Source organism: Aeromicrobium sp. JJY06 (genome assembly GCF_044069275.1).
GTDB classification, from domain to species: domain Bacteria; phylum Actinomycetota; class Actinomycetes; order Propionibacteriales; family Nocardioidaceae; genus Aeromicrobium; species Aeromicrobium tamlense.
The window spans coordinates 1,450,089-1,465,242 of the sequence record NZ_JBIMRD010000001.1 but is presented as its reverse complement, the minus strand read 5'-3'; the positions used below and the strand labels follow the sequence as shown (position 1 = coordinate 1,465,242).

Annotated in this window: 13 protein-coding genes and 1 tRNA gene; 5 read left to right on the top strand and 9 right to left on the bottom strand. The window is 70.9% G+C overall.

The window, feature by feature from the left end:
• Nucleotides 1-12: 12 nt before the first annotated feature.
• A complete protein-coding gene (locus tag ACGWYL_RS07230) occupies nt 13-3,258 on the top strand; it encodes a heterodisulfide reductase-related iron-sulfur binding cluster (protein WP_395486815.1) in 3,246 nt (1,081 codons plus the stop codon).
• A 62-nt stretch (nt 3,259-3,320) separates the two neighbouring features.
• On the opposite strand, the gene ACGWYL_RS07225 is transcribed toward ACGWYL_RS07230, so the two are convergent.
• The 5 genes from ACGWYL_RS07225 to ACGWYL_RS07205 all read right to left on the bottom strand — a co-directional run bounded on the left by ACGWYL_RS07225 (nt 3,321) and on the right by ACGWYL_RS07205 (nt 8,722).
• Nucleotides 3,321-3,788, bottom strand: coding sequence for a GNAT family N-acetyltransferase (locus ACGWYL_RS07225; RefSeq protein WP_395486814.1), 468 nt, complete (start codon nt 3,786-3,788; stop codon nt 3,321-3,323).
• Between the two features lie 20 nt (nt 3,789-3,808).
• Nucleotides 3,809-4,678 carry a carbohydrate kinase family protein gene (locus ACGWYL_RS07220; protein ID WP_395486813.1) on the bottom strand — a complete coding sequence of 290 codons (870 nt, stop codon included), beginning with the start codon at nt 4,676-4,678 and terminating at the stop codon, nt 3,809-3,811.
• Complete coding sequence (locus ACGWYL_RS07215) at nt 4,675-5,580, bottom strand: pseudouridine-5'-phosphate glycosidase (protein ID WP_269304969.1); 906 nt, start codon at nt 5,578-5,580, stop codon at nt 4,675-4,677. Before ACGWYL_RS07215 ends, ACGWYL_RS07220 begins: the two co-directional genes overlap by 4 nt.
• Before the next feature lie 9 nt (nt 5,581-5,589).
• Entirely contained in the window at nt 5,590-6,789 is a 1,200-nt protein-coding gene (locus ACGWYL_RS07210; RefSeq protein WP_395486812.1) for a dipeptidase, read from the bottom strand.
• 94 nt (nt 6,790-6,883) lie between these two features.
• On the bottom strand, nt 6,884-8,722 hold the full coding sequence (locus ACGWYL_RS07205; RefSeq protein WP_395486811.1) for a flavin-containing monooxygenase: 1,839 nt from the start codon (nt 8,720-8,722) through the stop codon (nt 6,884-6,886).
• A 145-nt stretch (nt 8,723-8,867) separates the two neighbouring features.
• On the opposite strand from ACGWYL_RS07205, the gene ACGWYL_RS07200 reads away from it, so the two are divergent.
• Nucleotides 8,868-10,055 (top strand): GAF domain-containing protein, encoded by a 1,188-nt coding sequence (locus ACGWYL_RS07200; RefSeq protein ID WP_395486810.1) that lies wholly within the window; start codon nt 8,868-8,870, stop codon nt 10,053-10,055.
• A gap of 15 nt (nt 10,056-10,070) precedes the next feature.
• Here ACGWYL_RS07200 and ACGWYL_RS07195 read toward each other — a convergent pair whose 3' ends face one another.
• Nucleotides 10,071-10,880: an HAD family hydrolase gene (locus ACGWYL_RS07195; protein WP_395486809.1), complete on the bottom strand. Its 810-nt coding sequence runs from the start codon at nt 10,878-10,880 to the stop codon at nt 10,071-10,073.
• A 4-nt stretch (nt 10,881-10,884) separates the two neighbouring features.
• Nucleotides 10,885-11,463: a dCTP deaminase gene (gene dcd, locus ACGWYL_RS07190; RefSeq protein ID WP_269304961.1), complete on the bottom strand. Its 579-nt coding sequence runs from the start codon at nt 11,461-11,463 to the stop codon at nt 10,885-10,887.
• Nucleotides 11,464-11,568: 105 nt separating this feature from the next.
• Here dcd and ACGWYL_RS07185 point away from each other — a divergent pair, with 105 nt between their 5' ends.
• Nucleotides 11,569-11,988, top strand: a complete 420-nt coding sequence (locus ACGWYL_RS07185) for a universal stress protein (protein ID WP_179426903.1) — start codon at nt 11,569-11,571, stop codon at nt 11,986-11,988.
• A 19-nt stretch (nt 11,989-12,007) separates the two neighbouring features.
• Here the strand turns inward: ACGWYL_RS07185 and ACGWYL_RS07180 are convergent.
• Nucleotides 12,008-12,081, bottom strand: a tRNA-Gly gene (locus ACGWYL_RS07180).
• Between the two features lie 78 nt (nt 12,082-12,159).
• Nucleotides 12,160-13,050 carry an alpha/beta fold hydrolase gene (locus ACGWYL_RS07175; protein ID WP_395486808.1) on the bottom strand — a complete coding sequence of 297 codons (891 nt, stop codon included), beginning with the start codon at nt 13,048-13,050 and terminating at the stop codon, nt 12,160-12,162.
• Nucleotides 13,051-13,073: 23 nt separating this feature from the next.
• On the opposite strand from ACGWYL_RS07175, the gene ACGWYL_RS07170 reads away from it, so the two are divergent.
• Nucleotides 13,074-13,826: an enoyl-CoA hydratase gene (locus ACGWYL_RS07170; RefSeq protein WP_179426909.1), complete on the top strand. Its 753-nt coding sequence runs from the start codon at nt 13,074-13,076 to the stop codon at nt 13,824-13,826.
• A 43-nt stretch (nt 13,827-13,869) separates the two neighbouring features.
• A complete protein-coding gene (locus tag ACGWYL_RS07165; RefSeq protein WP_395486807.1) occupies nt 13,870-15,150 on the top strand; it encodes a uracil-xanthine permease family protein in 1,281 nt (426 codons plus the stop codon).
• The last annotated feature ends 4 nt before the right edge of the window (nt 15,151-15,154 follow it).

Sequence of the window (15,154 nt, the reverse complement as noted above, 5' to 3'; positions counted from 1 at the left end):
AGAGGAATCGGCATGGAACCGATCAACATCATCGCCGGAGTGATCACGCTGGTCTCGACGGCGTTGGCGGTGTACTACCTGGCGCCCGGGATCAAGCGGATGCTCGGGGTCATCCGCGCCGGAACGCCGGCCTACGGTCGCACCGACAACCCGGCGAGCCGCACGAAGAACATGCTGGTCGAGACCCTCGGCCACACGCGCATGCTCCAGTGGCACTGGGTCGGCCTCCTGCACTGGGCCGTCTTCTTCAGCTTCCTCATCCTCAGCACCGCGGTCGCCACCGCCTACCTGCAGGTCTGGAACCCGCACCTGGTGCTGCCGATCATCGGCCACTTCTTCCTCTTCGAGTGGGTCAGCGAGGCCATCGCCTGGCTGGGCCTCATCGGCATCGCGGCGCTCGTCGTCATCCGCCAGCGCAACCACCCGCGCACCCAGGGCCGCCAGAGCCGCTTCTTCGGCTCGCGCTTCGGCCAGGCCTACTTCGTCGAGGCGATGGTCGCGCTCGAGTGCGCCGCCGGCATCCTCATCCGCGGCGCCGAGTACCGCCTGATGAGCCTCGAGGGCGACAGCCACGGCACGTACTTCCACTTCCCGCTGACCGGCTGGATCGGCGACACCCTCTGGTCGGGCCTGTCGGTCACCGGCCTCGAGGTCACGATCACGCTGCTCGCGGTCGTCAAGGTCGTCTCGGCCACCGTCTGGCTGATGGTCATCGGCAAGAACCTCACGATGGGCGTCGCCTGGCACCGCTTCCTGGCCTGGTTCAACATCTACTTCAAGCGCGAGGCCGACGGCGGCACCGCGCTGGGCGCCCTCGTCCCGCTCTACGTCGCGGGCAAGCCGCTCGACCTCGAGACCATGGAGGACATGGAGGAGGAGGAGTTCGAGAAGCTCGGCGTCGGCAAGGTCGAGGACTTCAGCTGGAAGTCCATCCTCGACTTCTCCACCTGCACCGAGTGCGGCCGCTGCCAGAGCCAGTGCCCCGCCTGGAACACCGAGAAGCCCCTCTCCCCCAAGCTCCTCATGATGGGCCTGCGCGAGCACGCGTACGCCAAGGTGCCGCTGCTCGGCGCCGACCCCGAGACCCTCACCGAGGACCAGCAGCGCGAGCTCGAGCGTCCGCTCATCGGCACCGAGGACCTGTTCGGCGTCATCGACCCCGACGTCCTGTGGTCGTGCACGAACTGCGGCGCCTGCGTGCAGCAGTGCCCCGTCGACATCGAGCACGTCGACCACATCGACAACATGCGCCGCTACCAGGTGCTCGTCGAGTCCAACTTCCCCGCCGAGCTCAACAACATCTTCAAGGGCCTCGAGCGCAAGGGGAACCCGTGGGGCATGAACCCGCGCGACCGCATGAAGTGGGCCGAGGACCTCGACTTCGAGGTCAAGCAGGTCGGCGTCGACGTCGAGTCGCTCGACGAGGTCGAGTGGCTGTTCTGGGTCGGCTGCGCCGGCGCCTTCGAGGACCGCGCCAAGAAGACCACGCAGGCCGTGGCCGAGCTCCTCGACATCGCGGGCGTCACCTTCGCCGTCCTCGGTGACGGCGAGACCTGCTCGGGCGACTCCGCCCGTCGCGCCGGCAACGAGATCGTCTTCAAGCAGCTCGCGATGGAGAACGTCGCGGTCTTCGAGGAGACCAAGGTCAAGAAGGTCGTCTCGACCTGCGCCCACTGCTTCAACACGCTCAAGAACGAGTACAAGGAGTTCGGCATCGAGCTGGAGGTCGTGCACCACACCCAGCTGCTGAACCGCCTCGTCCGCGAGAAGAAGCTCAAGCCGGTCGCGCCCGCCGCGCCGGCCGCCAAGGTCACCTACCACGACCCCTGCTTCCTGGGCCGCCACAACCAGGTCTACTCGCCCCCGCGCGAGCTGATCGGCGCCACGGGCGCGGACTACGTCGAGATGGACCGCTCCAAGGAGCGCTCCTTCTGCTGCGGCGCCGGCGGCGCCCGCATGTGGATGGAGGAGAAGATCGGCTCGCGCATCAACATCAACCGCACCGAGGAGGCCATCGGCACCGGGGCGGAGCAGATCGCCGTGGGCTGCCCCTTCTGCCGCGTCATGCTGGCCGACGGCCTCACCGCGAAGCAGGCCGAGGACGAGTCGCTGCTCAACGTCGAGGTCCTCGACGTCGCGCAGCTGCTGCTGCAGGCCGTGAAGCGCTCCGAGGAGGACGTCGTGACCGAGGCCGAGGCCCTGGTCGCCGCGGCCGCCGATGAGTCGCACGCCGCGGGTGACGAGCCCGAGGACGCCGAGCCCGGTCCGCAGGCCCAGGCCGATCCCGGCACGCTGACCGACACCGAGTCCGTCGGTGCCGCCGCCGACGCCCACGCGTCGGCCGACGCGCCGACCGATGCCGGCGACGACCTCGACGACCCGGAGGGCGAGAGCCGCGCCGCGGACGCCGAGATGGCGGCGAAGCACAACATCGCGGTCGACGAGAAGGGCACCGCCGGAGGCATCTTCGAGTCGGGCGACGCGACCCCCGAGGGCGCGCTGGACGCGGAGGGCACCAAGCCCGTCTCCGTGGCCACCGAGCCCGAGGACGAGCCCGCCCAGTCCGATCCGGAGCCCGAGGCGCTGGACGACGCGGTCTCCAAGCCCGAGTTCGACTCGGAGTCCGACGACAGCCCGGCGCTGCACGAGCAGCAGCCCGGACTCGGCCAGCCCGACGCCGACACGGCTGACGCTGCCGAGGTCCCCGCCGAGCCTGAGGCCACGGAGGTCGAGGCGACCGAGGAGGCTCCCGCCGAGCCCGAGACCGCTGAGGTCGAGGCGACCGAGGAGGCTCCCGCCGAGCCCGAGACCGCTGAGGTCGAGGCGACCGAGGAGGCTCCCGCCGAGCCCGAGACCGCTGAGGTCGAGGTCGCCGAGGCGTCCGCGGGCGGCCACGAGCAGCCGTCGCTGCTGGATGCGCTCGAGGACGACGAGTCGAAGGGCCACACGGCCTCGGAGGACGAGCCCAAGCCCGAGCCGCACCCCGAGAGCGGCGACACGACCAACCCCGACGCCGAGTCGGTCGTGTACGACGACTCCGAGCCCGAGCTGCCGGCCGAGAAGCACGCCGAGCCCACCTCCGAGCAGGAGGAGCTGGCGGCGATCACGCCGGTCGAGGACGCTCCCGCCCCCGACCCGGTCTCCGAGGACGCCGCGCCGCTCAGCGACGCGAACCCCTCGGGCGAGGACCTCACCGGCTCCGCCACCGAGGCGGCGGCCGACGAGTCCACGGGCGAGGACGACGACACGAAGGCCTGACAGCCGTCACCGCGCGAACGCGCCAGCACCTCCGGGTGCTGGCGCGTTCGTCGTTCGGGGACTCAGAGGCGCTTGCGCATCTTCACGCTGGTGACCTCGTACCCGAGCGACTCGTACAAGCCGCGCGCCGCCTCGTTGAAGCCGAACACGCTGAGTCCCAGGGTCTGGGCGCCCGCGTCCCGCGCGTACTCCTCCGCGAGCCGCATCGCCGCGCGGCCCACGCCCCGACCGCGCTGCTCCGGCTCGACGAACACGTCCCAGACCCACCACGACCTGCTGTCGCCCGACGTGTCGTGGCCGAGCCAGAGATACCCGGCGACGGTGCCCTCGTCGGTGATCAGGTCGAACACCGCATGACCGGGCGTCGGCACGTCGTCGGGGAACGCATGGTCCGTCGAGGCTCGGGCCTGGCGCCGGGCCTCCTCAGGCGTCTCGCCCGTGGCGACGAGGTCGGCCTCGTACTCCGCGCGGGTTCGCCGGAGCCAGGCCGGGAACCGCTCGGCAGTGACGGGCGAGAGCGTGACGGTCATGCGGTCATCCTGACGCCTCGCTAGGGGCGGGCGCCGCGTTGCTGGACGCAGCGGCTGGCGGCACCGATGCCGCCGGCGAGCGCGGCGCGCGGGTCCTTCTGCTCCAGCCACGAGGCCAGGAAGCCGGCGGTGAAGGCGTCGCCCGCGCCGGTGGTGTCGACGACCTGGATGCGCGGGGCGGCCACCTGCTCGCGGTCGCCGCCGGCGACGTAGGCGGCGCCCATCGAGCCGAGCGTGACGACGACCTGCGGGTACATCCGCGTCAGCGCGTCGAAGTCGACGAACGGGCCGGTCGCGCCGACCATGAGGCGCGCCTCGTCGAGGTTCGGCACGAGCAGGTCGACGCCGCGGGTCCACTCGGCGAACGCCTCGGGCGTGACCTCGCGCAGGAACGCGGTGGTGCTGGGGTCGACGCTGACGCCCGCACCGCGCCGCTTCGCCTCGGCGATGAGGTCGATGGCGACGTCGCGGGTCTGCGGGTCGAAGAAGGTGTAGCCGGTGAGGTGCAGCCAGTCGACGCCGTCCCAGAGGTCGTCGGGGAGGTCGGCCTGCGTGAGCGTGCCGTTGGCGGCGCGGTCGACGTACATCGTGCGGTCGGCGTCGTCGTCGAGGGTCAGCACGATCGTGGCCGTGGGCAGCAGCGGGTCGGCGACCAGCCGCGGCTCGACCTGGTGCTCGCGCAGGGCGTCACCGTGGCGCTCGACGCCGTCGTTGCCGACCTTGCCGAGGAAGCGCGTCTGCGCGCCGAGGAAGCCCAGCCACGCAGCCGTGTTCGCTGCCGACCCGCCCGGCGTCATCCGGATCTGCGCGCGGGTGTCGCTGCGCGGGGCGACGGGCTCGAGAGGCAGGACGCCGATGTCGTCGACGACGTCGCCCACGACGAGGATCACGGGTACTCCGCCGCGGCGGTCGCGATGCGGGCGGCGACCTCGATGTTGTTGCGGGCGATGTCGAGGTTGACGGCGAGGCTGTCGCCGCCGGTGAGCTCGACGATGCGCTGCAGCAGGAACGGCGTGACCTCCTTGCCGGAGAGGCCCTTCGCCTCGGCCTCGGCGAGCGCGCGCTCGAGCGCCTCGTCGTGGACCTGCGGGTCGAGCTGCTTCTCCTCCGGCAGCGGGTTCGCCACGACGATGCCCGACCTCAGTCCGAGCTGGTCGCGGCTGTGCATCACCGCGGCGACGGCGAACGCGTCCTCCGCGCGCCAGTCGAGCTGGTGGCCCGACGAGGTGAGCCAGAAGCTCGGGAAGTCCTTCGTGCGGAAGCCCAGCACGATGACGCCGAGGGTCTCGAGGCGCTCCAAGGTCGCAGGGATGTCGAGGATCGACTTCACGCCGGCCGAGACCACCGTGATCGGCACCTGGCCGAGGACGGTGAGGTCGGCGGACTCGTCGAACGTCTCGGACGCGCCGCGGTGCACGCCGCCGAGGCCTCCGGTGGCGAACACGCGGATGCCCGCGCGGTCGGCGATCCACGACGTGGCGGCCACCGTGGTGGCGCCGCTGCCGGCCATGCCGAGCACGACGGGGAGGTCGCGGACCGTGAGCTTCGGGACGTCCTCGTTGGCGATCCGCGACAGCTCGTCGGCGGTGAGACCCGCCTTCAGCTCACCGTCGAGGACCGCGACCGTCGCGGGCGTGACGCCCTGCGACCGCAGGATCTCCTCGAACTCCTGCGCGGCCGCGAGGTTGTCGGGACGGGGCAGGCCGTGGCTGATGATCGTGGACTCGAGGGCGACGACGGGGCGCCCCTGCTCCAGTGCTGCGGCGACTTCGGGGGACGGCTGGACTCTCACCCCGCGACTCTAACCGTCGCTTCCGACGGGCAGGACGGCACGCAGGACGCGCAGCGTGTTGCCGCCCATGATCGCGGCGATGTCCTCGTCGGAGTGCCCACGGTCGCGCAGCTCCTGGGTGACGACGGCGATGTCGCTGGTGTCCCAGGCGACCTTCGTGGCTCCGTCGTAGTCGCTGCCCAGCGCCGCCGTCTCGAGGCCGCCGACCTCGATGACGTGCTCGATCGCGTCGACGACGGCGGCGGGCGTCAGCTCGCAGACCGCGGCGTCCCAGTAGCCGATGCCGACGACACCGCCCGTGGCGGCGACGCCGCGGATCTCGTCGTCGGTGAGGTTGCGGTTGACGTCGCAGGTCGCCTGGACACCGCCGTGGCTGGCCACCACGGGCTTCGTGGCGAGCTCGAGCATCTCGGCGATCGCCGGATGACTGGCATGGGCGATGTCGACGACCATCCCACGGCGCTCCATCTCGGCGAACGCCTCGCGGCCGAGGTCGGTCAGGCCGCCCTTGCCCTCGCCGTGCATCGACCCGGAGACCTCGTTGTCGAAGAAGTGGGTGAAGCCGGCCATGCGCGCGCCGGCACCGAACAGTCGACCGAGGTTGTCGAGGTCGCCCTCGAGGCTCTGCAGGCCCTCGAGCGAGAACAGCGCCCCGGTCACGTTCTTGCCGGCCTCGCGGTCGGCCACGAGGCGGTCGAGGTCGTCGCGCGACCGGATGAAGCGCAGCTCGCCCTCGGAGTCGGCGACCGCGTCCTGCAACTTCTCGGCGTGGTAGAGCGACCGCTCCACCAGCGAGGTCCACGTGCGCGGCGGCTGCAGCTGCAGGATCGCCAACAGGGTGATGTTGTCGGTGTTCGCCGGGTTCGAGTCGTAGTTCTGGTTCTTGGGCGTCTTCGACACCGACGAGAACACCTGCAGGCCGACGTTGCCGTCCTGCAGCCGCGGCAGGTCCATGTGACCGCGGTCGGAGCGGTCGAGCAGGTCCCGGTTCCACATCAGCGTGTCGGAGTGCAGGTCGGCGATGAACAGGGAGTCGTGGAGCGCGACCGTCTCGCGGTCCGGCTCGGTCAGGTCGGTGTCGGCCATCCGGTTCATGCTGTTCTCGACGATGCCCGGGCCGAGCGCGAAGAACCCGACCACGCCGAGCAGCAGGAGCACGAGAACGGCGAGCAGGGTGCGCCGCAGCCAGGTCCGAGTCTTCTTCGCCACGCGCGCACGCTATCGGCCGGTGTGACGTGGGTCATGCCCGGGGCCCCCGGCACGCCGAGGACTCCGGCCGTCGCCGGAGCCCTCGGGCGCACGCTCAGGAGAGGTGGTGCACCTCCTGCAGCCCGCGGACGGGCGTGGGGATCCCGACGTGGCGCGCCTTGAGCTGGAGCGCCAGGTAGAGCGAGTAGTGCCTCGACTGGTGCAGGTTGCCCCCGTGGAACCACAGATGCGGCTGCTGCGTCGGCTTCCACATGTTGCGCTGCTCGCCCTCCCACGGTCCCGGGTCCTTGGTCGTGTCCGAGCCGAGTCCCCAGACCTTGCCCACCCGGTCGGCGACGTCCTGGCTGATCAGGTCCGCGGCCCAGCCGTTCATCGAGCCGTACCCGGTCGCGTAGACCACGAGGTCGGCCGGCAGCTCGGTGCCGTCCGCCAGCACCACGGAGTCCTCGGTGAGGTGGGAGACCTGGCCCTTCGCCAGCTTGACCTCCCCGTCCGCGACCAGCTCGGCCGCCCCGACGTCGATGTAGTAGCCCGACCCCCGGCGCAGGTACTTCATGAACAGGCCCGAGCCGTCGTCGCCCCAGTCGAGGTCGAAGCCAGCAGCCTCCATGCGTGCGTAGAAGTCGGCGTCCCGCTCCTTCATCTGCTCGTACAGCGGGATCTGGAACTCGTGCATGATCCGGTAGGGCAGCGACGCGAAGACGAGGTCGGCCTTCTCGGTGGTCATGCCGGCCGCGAGCGCCCGCTCGGAGTAGAGGTCGCCCAGGCCGATGTCCATGAGCGATTCGGACTTCACGATGTGGGTCGACGACCGCTGGACCATCGTGACGTCGGCATCGTGCTCCCACAAGGCGCCGCAGATGTCGAACGCCGAGTTGTTCGAGCCGATCACCACGACCCTCTTGCCGCGATATGCGTCGGGGCCGGGGTGCTGGCTCGAGTGCTGCTGCTCGCCGCGGAACACGTCCTGTCCGGGAAGCACGGGAACGTTCGGCTTCCCGGACATGCCGGTCGCCAGCACGAGGTGCGTCGGGGTCAGCGTCAGCGCCTCGCCCTCGCGCTCGATCTCGACGGTCCATCGTCCGGTCCCCTCGGAGAAGGACGCCGAGGTCGCGACGGTCGAGGACCAGTACGGCACCTCCATGACCTTCGTGTAGGACTCCAGCCAGTCACCGACCTTGTCCTTCGGCGCGAACACGGGCCAGTTGTCGGGGAACTTCAGGTAGGGCAGGTGGTCGTACCAGACCGGGTCGTGGAGGCACAGCGACTTGTAGCGGCTGCGCCACTGGTCCCCCGGCCGGGGGTACTTGTCGATGACCAGGCTCGGGACGCCGAGCTGGCGGAGCCGAGCACCGAGCGCGATGCCGCCCTGGCCGCCGCCGACCACGAGGACGTAGGGCTGCTCGGTGCGTCCGAGTGACGCGTCCTCCGCCTCCCGGCGCTCCGTCCAGGTCGTTCGATCCTTCGTCGCACCGTGCTCGGCGCCCATCGGCCGCCGGGAGCCGCGCGGCTCCTCGTGCCCCTTCAGCTCGTAGAGCGTCGTGAGGAACGTCCAGGCCCTCCAACGGCCCTCCTCCTCACGCAGGCGAACGAGACCACGACCGCGGCCGACCGCCGTCTCGAACACGAACCAGGCGGTGATGACGCCGTCCTCCTCGGTGGCCTGCTCCTCGAGGACGAACCGGCTCGGGTCGGTGCGCTCGAGCGTGTCGGTCAGCAGGCCCTCGACGCCGGATCGATCCTCGACCGTCGTGATGTTCCAGCTGAAGGCGACCAGGTCGCGCCAGAAGCTCTGGGTGGCGAACTGCGCGGCGGCGCGGTGGACGTCGCGCTCGCGCAGGGCGGCCTCGAAGTCGGCGAACCATCCTTCGGCTGCGACGGTGGGATCGGGGTTCGCCGCCTTGTCGACGGGTGGTTCCAGAATCTGGGTCATGATCGCTCCTCGAATCGCTGAGGCCGGTGGGGGACGGACCTCAGGACACCGCCGGGGCAGGTCGGCCGGGTAGCGTTGCACGACGTTGCACGTGACGGGCGTCACACTGGCTGCCTATGCTGGCGACGACCCAGGAGGTGGCGAGGTGAACAGCTTCAGCGCCGTCGCGCCGGGCACGGACCTGCCGCGCCATGCCCGAGACCTGCGCCGGATGCACGACCTGCTGTTCTCCGGCGGGCGCGCACCCGCCCTGCCACGGCCCGTGGTCGCGCGATCGTGGCAGCGGATGCTGGCGCTCGGCCTCAATCCCACGGGCGCGGGCGCGCGCGACCCACTCGGCCGCGACGAGGTCGAGCGGCGCCGCCGCGCCACGCCGCTGCGCTGGGTGATCGACGACCTCCGGCTCGCCCTCACGAGCGTCGCCGACGCGTCCCGCTTCCTGCTCGTGGTGACCGACGCCGACGGGATCATCCTGTGGCGCGAGGGGGCGAGCACCGTGCGACTGCAGGCCGACCGCCTCGGCTTCGGCGAGGGCGCTCTGTGGACCGAGGGCCAGGTCGGGACGAACGCCATCGGCACCGCGATCGCGGAGCAGGCGCCGGTCCAGCTCTTCTCCGCCGAGCACTTCGAGGAGCAGCAGCACCCGTGGTACTGCACCGCCGCGCCGCTGCACGACCCGCGCACGGGCGAGCTGCTCGGCGTGGTCGACGTCAGCGGACCTGCCCTGACGCTGCACCCGGCCATCACCGCCCTCGTCGAGACCGCCGTGCGGCTGGCGGAGGCGCGGCTGTCGCAGGTGCACACCCATCAGCTGGAACGGCTCCGTCGCTCGGTCGAGCACGTGGTCGCGTCCTCGAACGGACCGCTCCTGGTGGTCGATCCCGACGGCTGGGTCGCCGTGCGCTCCGGCATCGCGGTGCGTGACCGGATCGCCGCTCCACGGCCGGACACGTCACTGGCCGTCCCGGGGATGGGTCTGTGCCTGCCCGAGCCCATCGACGGCGGCTGGCTCGTGCGTCCTGCGACCGCCGACCGGCGCGTGCGGGGTCGACTCGACCTCACGGGCGGCGAGCCGGTGCTCGAGGTGACGTCCGCCGACTCGACCCTGCGCCGACCCCTGAGCGCCCGCCATGCCGAGCTCCTGGTCCGGCTCGCGGACGCCGGACCCGCCGGGACGTCCGCCGCCGCCCTCAGCCGGGCGCTGTTCGGCGACAGTGGGCACGAGGTGACCGTGCGCGCCGAGATCTCGCGGCTGCGACGGCAGGTCGGGGCGCTGCTGACGACCTCGCCCTACCGCATCGCCGACGAGGTCGACCTCGTCGTCGTGCGGTGAGGAGGGTCCGACCGGTCAGAGGCCGACGACCGACCGGACGGTGGTGATGACGCCGTTCTCGTGGTTCGGCGGGGCCGTGTAGTTCGCGACGTCGAGGATGTCGGGGTGGGCGTTGCTCATCGCGAACGACCAGTCGGCGGCCTGGAGCATCTCGTAGTCGTTGAGGTAGTCGCCGAACGCCATCGTCTGCGTGGCGTCGATGCCCATCTCGGCCTGCAGCTCGCGGACGGCGAGCCCCTTGTTGACGCCCTCGGCCATGACGTCGACCCAATGCGCCCCCGAGATCGCGACGGGGTTCTGCTCGGCGTGCTCCTTGAGGAACGGCGCGGTGACCGCCTCGAGGTCGCCGAAGTCGTGCACGGCGAGCTTGATGATCGTGTCGTCGACCGAGGTCAGGTCCTCGGTGACCTTCAGGCGGCGGTAGTACGGCTCGACCTGGTCGAGGAACGGCTGGTCGGTGCGGTCGATCCACGCGGACTCGATGCCGCACACGACGATGCCGACGTCGACGCCACGGTCGGCCAGGCCCTGCGTCTTGCGCACGGCGCCCGACACCCACGCGGGATCCAGCGGGTGGGCGGCGACCTCGACGCCGGCGTGGGTCACGTAGGCGCCGTTCTCGGCGATGATGACGAGATCGTCGGCGACCTCGTGGAACATCGACTCGATGGTCGCCCACTGGCGGCCACTGGCGGGGGCGAAGGCGACGCCGGCGGCCTGCAGGTCGCGGATGAGGGCGAACGTCTCGGCGGGCATCTGCTTGCGCTCGTCGAGCAGGGTGCCGTCGAGGTCGGCCACGACGAGGCGGATGTCGGGCGCGGTCATGCCCTCAGTCGATCACACTCCGGTGGAAGTTCGCGTGGGACCGCGATGCCGTGGGACCGCGCTGCCCCTGATAACGGGAGCCGTACTTCGCCGAGCCGTACGGGTTCTCCGCGGCCGAGGTGAGACGGAAGAAGCACAGCTGGCCGATCTTCATGCCCGGGTAGAGCTTGATCGGCAGCGTGGCCACGTTCGCCAGCTCGAGGGTGATGTGGCCCTGGAACCCGGGATCGATGAAGCCGGCGGTGGAGTGCGTCATGAGGCCGAGACGGCCGAGGGACGACTTGCCCTCGAGGCGCGCGGCGACGTCGTCGGGCAGCGTCACGTACTCGTACGTGGAGCCCAGCACGAACTCACCCGGGTGCAGGATGAACGCGTCCTCGCCGGCGACCTCGACCTCGCGCGTCAGGTCCGACTGGTCCTGTGCGGGGTCGATGTGGGGGTACTTGTGGTTGTCGAAGACGCGGAAGAACTTGTCGAGGCGCACGTCGATGCTCGATGGCTGGATCATCGAGGCGTCATAGGGGTCGAGCGCGACCCGCCCGGCGTCGATCTCGGCGAGGATGTCGCGGTCCGAAAGCAGCACAAGGAGAACCTAACGCATCGTCTCTTCGCCCTGCGGTTCCCGACCTCGAGCGCTTGGCCCCTTCGTGTGCCAAGGTGCAGAGAAGGCAACTGTGAGGAGCACCACGTGTACAAGACCATCCTCGTCGGCGTCGACGGCAGCGACACCGCGTCCCGCGCGGCCGAGGTCGCGGCGGAGCTCGCCTCGGCCACCGGCGCCGCCCTCCACATCGTCACCGCGGTCGACGAGAAGGCCACCGCGGCCACCGACCTCCCGCCGGGCATGCACCCGCTGAGCCCCGGCGAGCGGGCCGAGGCGATCGCCCGCCAGGTCGCCGACGGCCTCTCCTACCAGGGCACGGTCGAGTCCAGCCCGGCTCCCGGCAAGCCCGCCGACGCCCTCGTGCACGTGGCCAAGGAGATCGGCGCCGACCTCATCGTCGTGGGCAACCGGCGGGTGCAGGGCATCAGCCGACTGCTCGGCAGCGTCGCCACCGACGTCGCCCACCACGCGCCCTGCGACGTCTACATCGTCAAGACGGTCTGAGAGTCGGGCGCCGGTTCAGTGGAGCCGGTGACGGGAATCGAACCCGCGTATCTTGCTTGGGAAGCAAGCGCTCTGCCATTGAGCTACACCGGCGGTGTGCCCCGATCGTAACGACTCAGACCACGATGATGCATTCGGGTACCGGAGCGGGGCTCAATGCCTCATCGTTCGTCAGAACTGGCGCAGGAAGTCGCGGACGTGGCCGACGAGCTCGGCGGGGCGCTCCTCGGGGATCCAGTGGCCCGTGCCCAAGATCTCGGTGACGGTCACGTTCGGCGGGCCCTCGGCGCGGCGCACGAGCGCGGGCGCGAGGACGAGGTCGCCGGTGCCCGGGAGGAAGAGGAGCGGCACGTCGTCGACCCGGCGGGCGTAGCCGCGGCCCAGCTGCGGGATCTCCTTGAGCAGGAAGGCCCGGTACATCGACTGCCCGGCCCGGGCCCGCGCCGGGTCACGGAACCGCGCCAGGTACTCCTCGCGGACGCCGCGCTCCCAGCGGAACCGCCGCGACGCACCCGCGCGGAAGATCGTCTTCAGCAGCACCTGCCCGGCGCGGCGGTGCAGGAGCGCACCGCCGGGACCGCCCGCGATCGGCTGGTAGGCGAAGCGCCACATCTGGTACCAGGGCACGTCCTCCCACGGCGCCACGATCGCCGCCGCGACGACACCGCGCACCAGACCCTGGTGACGGCTCGCGACGAGGAGCGAGGTCCACGCACCCCAGTCGTGCCCGACCAGCACCGGCCGGTCGAGGCCCAGCACCTCGATCGCTCGGGCGACCTCGTCGGCGATGACGCGCTTGTCGTAGGCCTCGGTGCCCTCGGGGACGTCGCTCCAGCCGGCACCGCGCAGGTCGAGCGCGATCACGTGGTGCGTCTCGGCCAGCGCCGGCATCACGTGTCGCCAGCAGAACCAGTGCTGCGGCCACCCGTGCAGCAGCACGAGGGTGGGGCGGTCGGCCGAGCGGTGCGCCTCCCCCGCCTCGGCCACGTGCAGGCTCACGCCGTCGACGTCGATCCACCGGTGCTCGACGCCAGGCACCACCGGCAGGGTCCGTTCGGTCATGGGCTGATCGTAGGGTGATCCGCATGACACTCGTCGAGCTCACGCGCGAAGACTCCGTCCGCACGATCACGCTGAACGCCCCCGAGCGCCTCAACGCCCTCGACTGGCCGCTGCTGGAGGAGCTGCGCGCCGCCGTCGAGTCGGTCGCCGCCGACGAGGAGGCCCGTGCACTGGTCGTCACCGGCGCTGGCAAGGCCTTCTGCTCGGGCGCGAACCTCGAGAGCCTCTTCGGCGACACCAGTCGTCCCGCCGACGTGCTGCGCGAGCACCTGATGAACGTCTACGCCTCGTTCCTGGGCATCCGGAACCTCACGATCCCCACCGTCGCGGCCGTCCAGGGCGCTGCCGTGGGCGCCGGACTCAACATCGCACTCGCCTGCGACGTCATCATCGCCGGGCCCGAGGGCGGCTTCGGCCCCACCTTCAGCAAGATCGGCCTGCACCCCGGCGGCGGCTGCACGTGGATGCTCACCCAGCGCATCGGCTCGGCGAACACCGCGGCCGCCCTCTTCAACGGCGACATCATCAAGGCCGACACCGCGCTGCGCCTGGGCATCGCCCAGGAGATCGCCGACGATCCGAAGGCCCGCGCCGCCGAGCTGGCCGCCACGTGGGCGAAGCGCAACCCCAAGCTGATGGCCGACATCAAGAAGTCGGTGGGCGTCGCCGCACGGTCCGACCTGCATGAGTCGCTCAACTTCGAGTCCTGGGCGCAGGCCGAGTCGCTCAGCAGCGAGGAGTTCGCCGCGTTCGCGGCCAAGTTCGCCTCCCGCTGACCCGCGCGACGGCCGTCACCGGCCCGTGAGAAGGTCAGGTTCCATGTGGACCCTGCACGGTGACGGCCAGAACGTGAAGCCCGACGCGATCGTCATGCCCGAGGAGCGGCTCTCGTGGCCGCGCACGCTGGGCTTCGGCGCGCAGCACGTGGTCGCGATGTTCGGCGCGACCTTCCTCGTCCCGATCCTCACGGGCATGCCGCCCACGACCACGCTGTTCTTCTCGGGCTTCGGCACCCTGCTGTTCCTGGCGATCACCCGCGGCAGGCTGCCCAGCTACCTCGGCTCCTCGTTCGCCTTCATCGCCCCGGTCCAGGCGCTCGTCGCCGACGGTGACATGGGCGCCGCACTGTTCGGCATCATGTGCACCGGCGTCCTGCTGGCGATCATCGGCTTCGTCGTCCAGGCCACCGGCTCCAGGTGGCTCGATGCGCTCATGCCCCCGGTCGTCACCGGCGCGATCGTCGCCCTGATCGGCTTCGCCCTGGCGGGCGCGGCCACCACCAACTACGCGGTCGCCCCGTGGCTGGCCACGCTGACGCTCGCCGTGATCTGCCTGTCGGCCGTGGTGCTGCGCGGGTTCGCCGCCCGCCTGTCGATCCTGTTCGGCATGGTCGTCGGATACGCGGCCGCGGCCATCAGCGGTCAGCTCGACTTCGGCAACGTCGAGAAGGCGGCCTGCTTCGGCCTCCCCGACTTCCACACCCCGACCGCCGACTGGTCGGTGCTGCCGATGTTCCTGCCGATCGTGCTCGCGCTCGTCGCCGAGAACGTCGGCCACGTGCGCAGCGTCGCCCACCTCACCGGCCGTCCCGCCATCAACGACGAGTCGGGCCGCGCGCTCATCGCCGACGGCCTCGCCACCACGCTGGCGGGCGGCTTCGGCGGCTCGGCCACCACCACGTACGGCGAGAACATCGGCGTCATGACCGCGACGCGCGTCTTCTCCACCGCGGCCTACGTGGTCGCCGGCGTCGTCGCGATGCTGCTGAGCCTCTCGCCGAAGTTCGGTGCCCTGCTCATGACGATCCCCGAGGGCGTCATCGGCGGCGTCACCGTCGCGCTCTACGGCCTCATCGGCCTGATCGGCGTGCGGATCTGGATGGACAACCGGGTCGACTTCGCCAACCCCGTGAACATGTACACGGCCGCGGCCGCCCTGATCATCGGCATCGGCAACCTCACGCTCACCAGCGGAGACGTCTCCGTCGCCGGCATCACGCTGGGCTCGGTCGCCGCGATCGTGATCTACCACGTCATGCGGGTGCTCCAGCGCGATCCCGACGCCGAGCTGTCCAAGGAGACGTTCGACCCCGGCGCCTGACCCT

Bases quoted from the DNA above. Each gene is read 5' to 3' on its own strand.
- ACGWYL_RS07230 (WP_395486815.1), top strand. From the start codon at position 13: ATGGAACCGATCAACATCATCGCCGGAGTGATCACGCTGGTCTCGACG.
- ACGWYL_RS07175 (WP_395486808.1), bottom strand. From the start codon at position 13,050: ATGACCGAACGGACCCTGCCGGTGGTGCCTGGCGTCGAGCACCGGTGG.
- ACGWYL_RS07195 (WP_395486809.1), bottom strand. From the start codon at position 10,880: ATGACCGCGCCCGACATCCGCCTCGTCGTGGCCGACCTCGACGGCACC.
- ACGWYL_RS07170 (WP_179426909.1), top strand. From the start codon at position 13,074: ATGACACTCGTCGAGCTCACGCGCGAAGACTCCGTCCGCACGATCACG.
- ACGWYL_RS07225 (WP_395486814.1), bottom strand. From the start codon at position 3,788: ATGACCGTCACGCTCTCGCCCGTCACTGCCGAGCGGTTCCCGGCCTGG.
- ACGWYL_RS07165 (WP_395486807.1), top strand. From the start codon at position 13,870: ATGTGGACCCTGCACGGTGACGGCCAGAACGTGAAGCCCGACGCGATC.
- ACGWYL_RS07205 (WP_395486811.1), bottom strand. From the start codon at position 8,722: ATGACCCAGATTCTGGAACCACCCGTCGACAAGGCGGCGAACCCCGAT.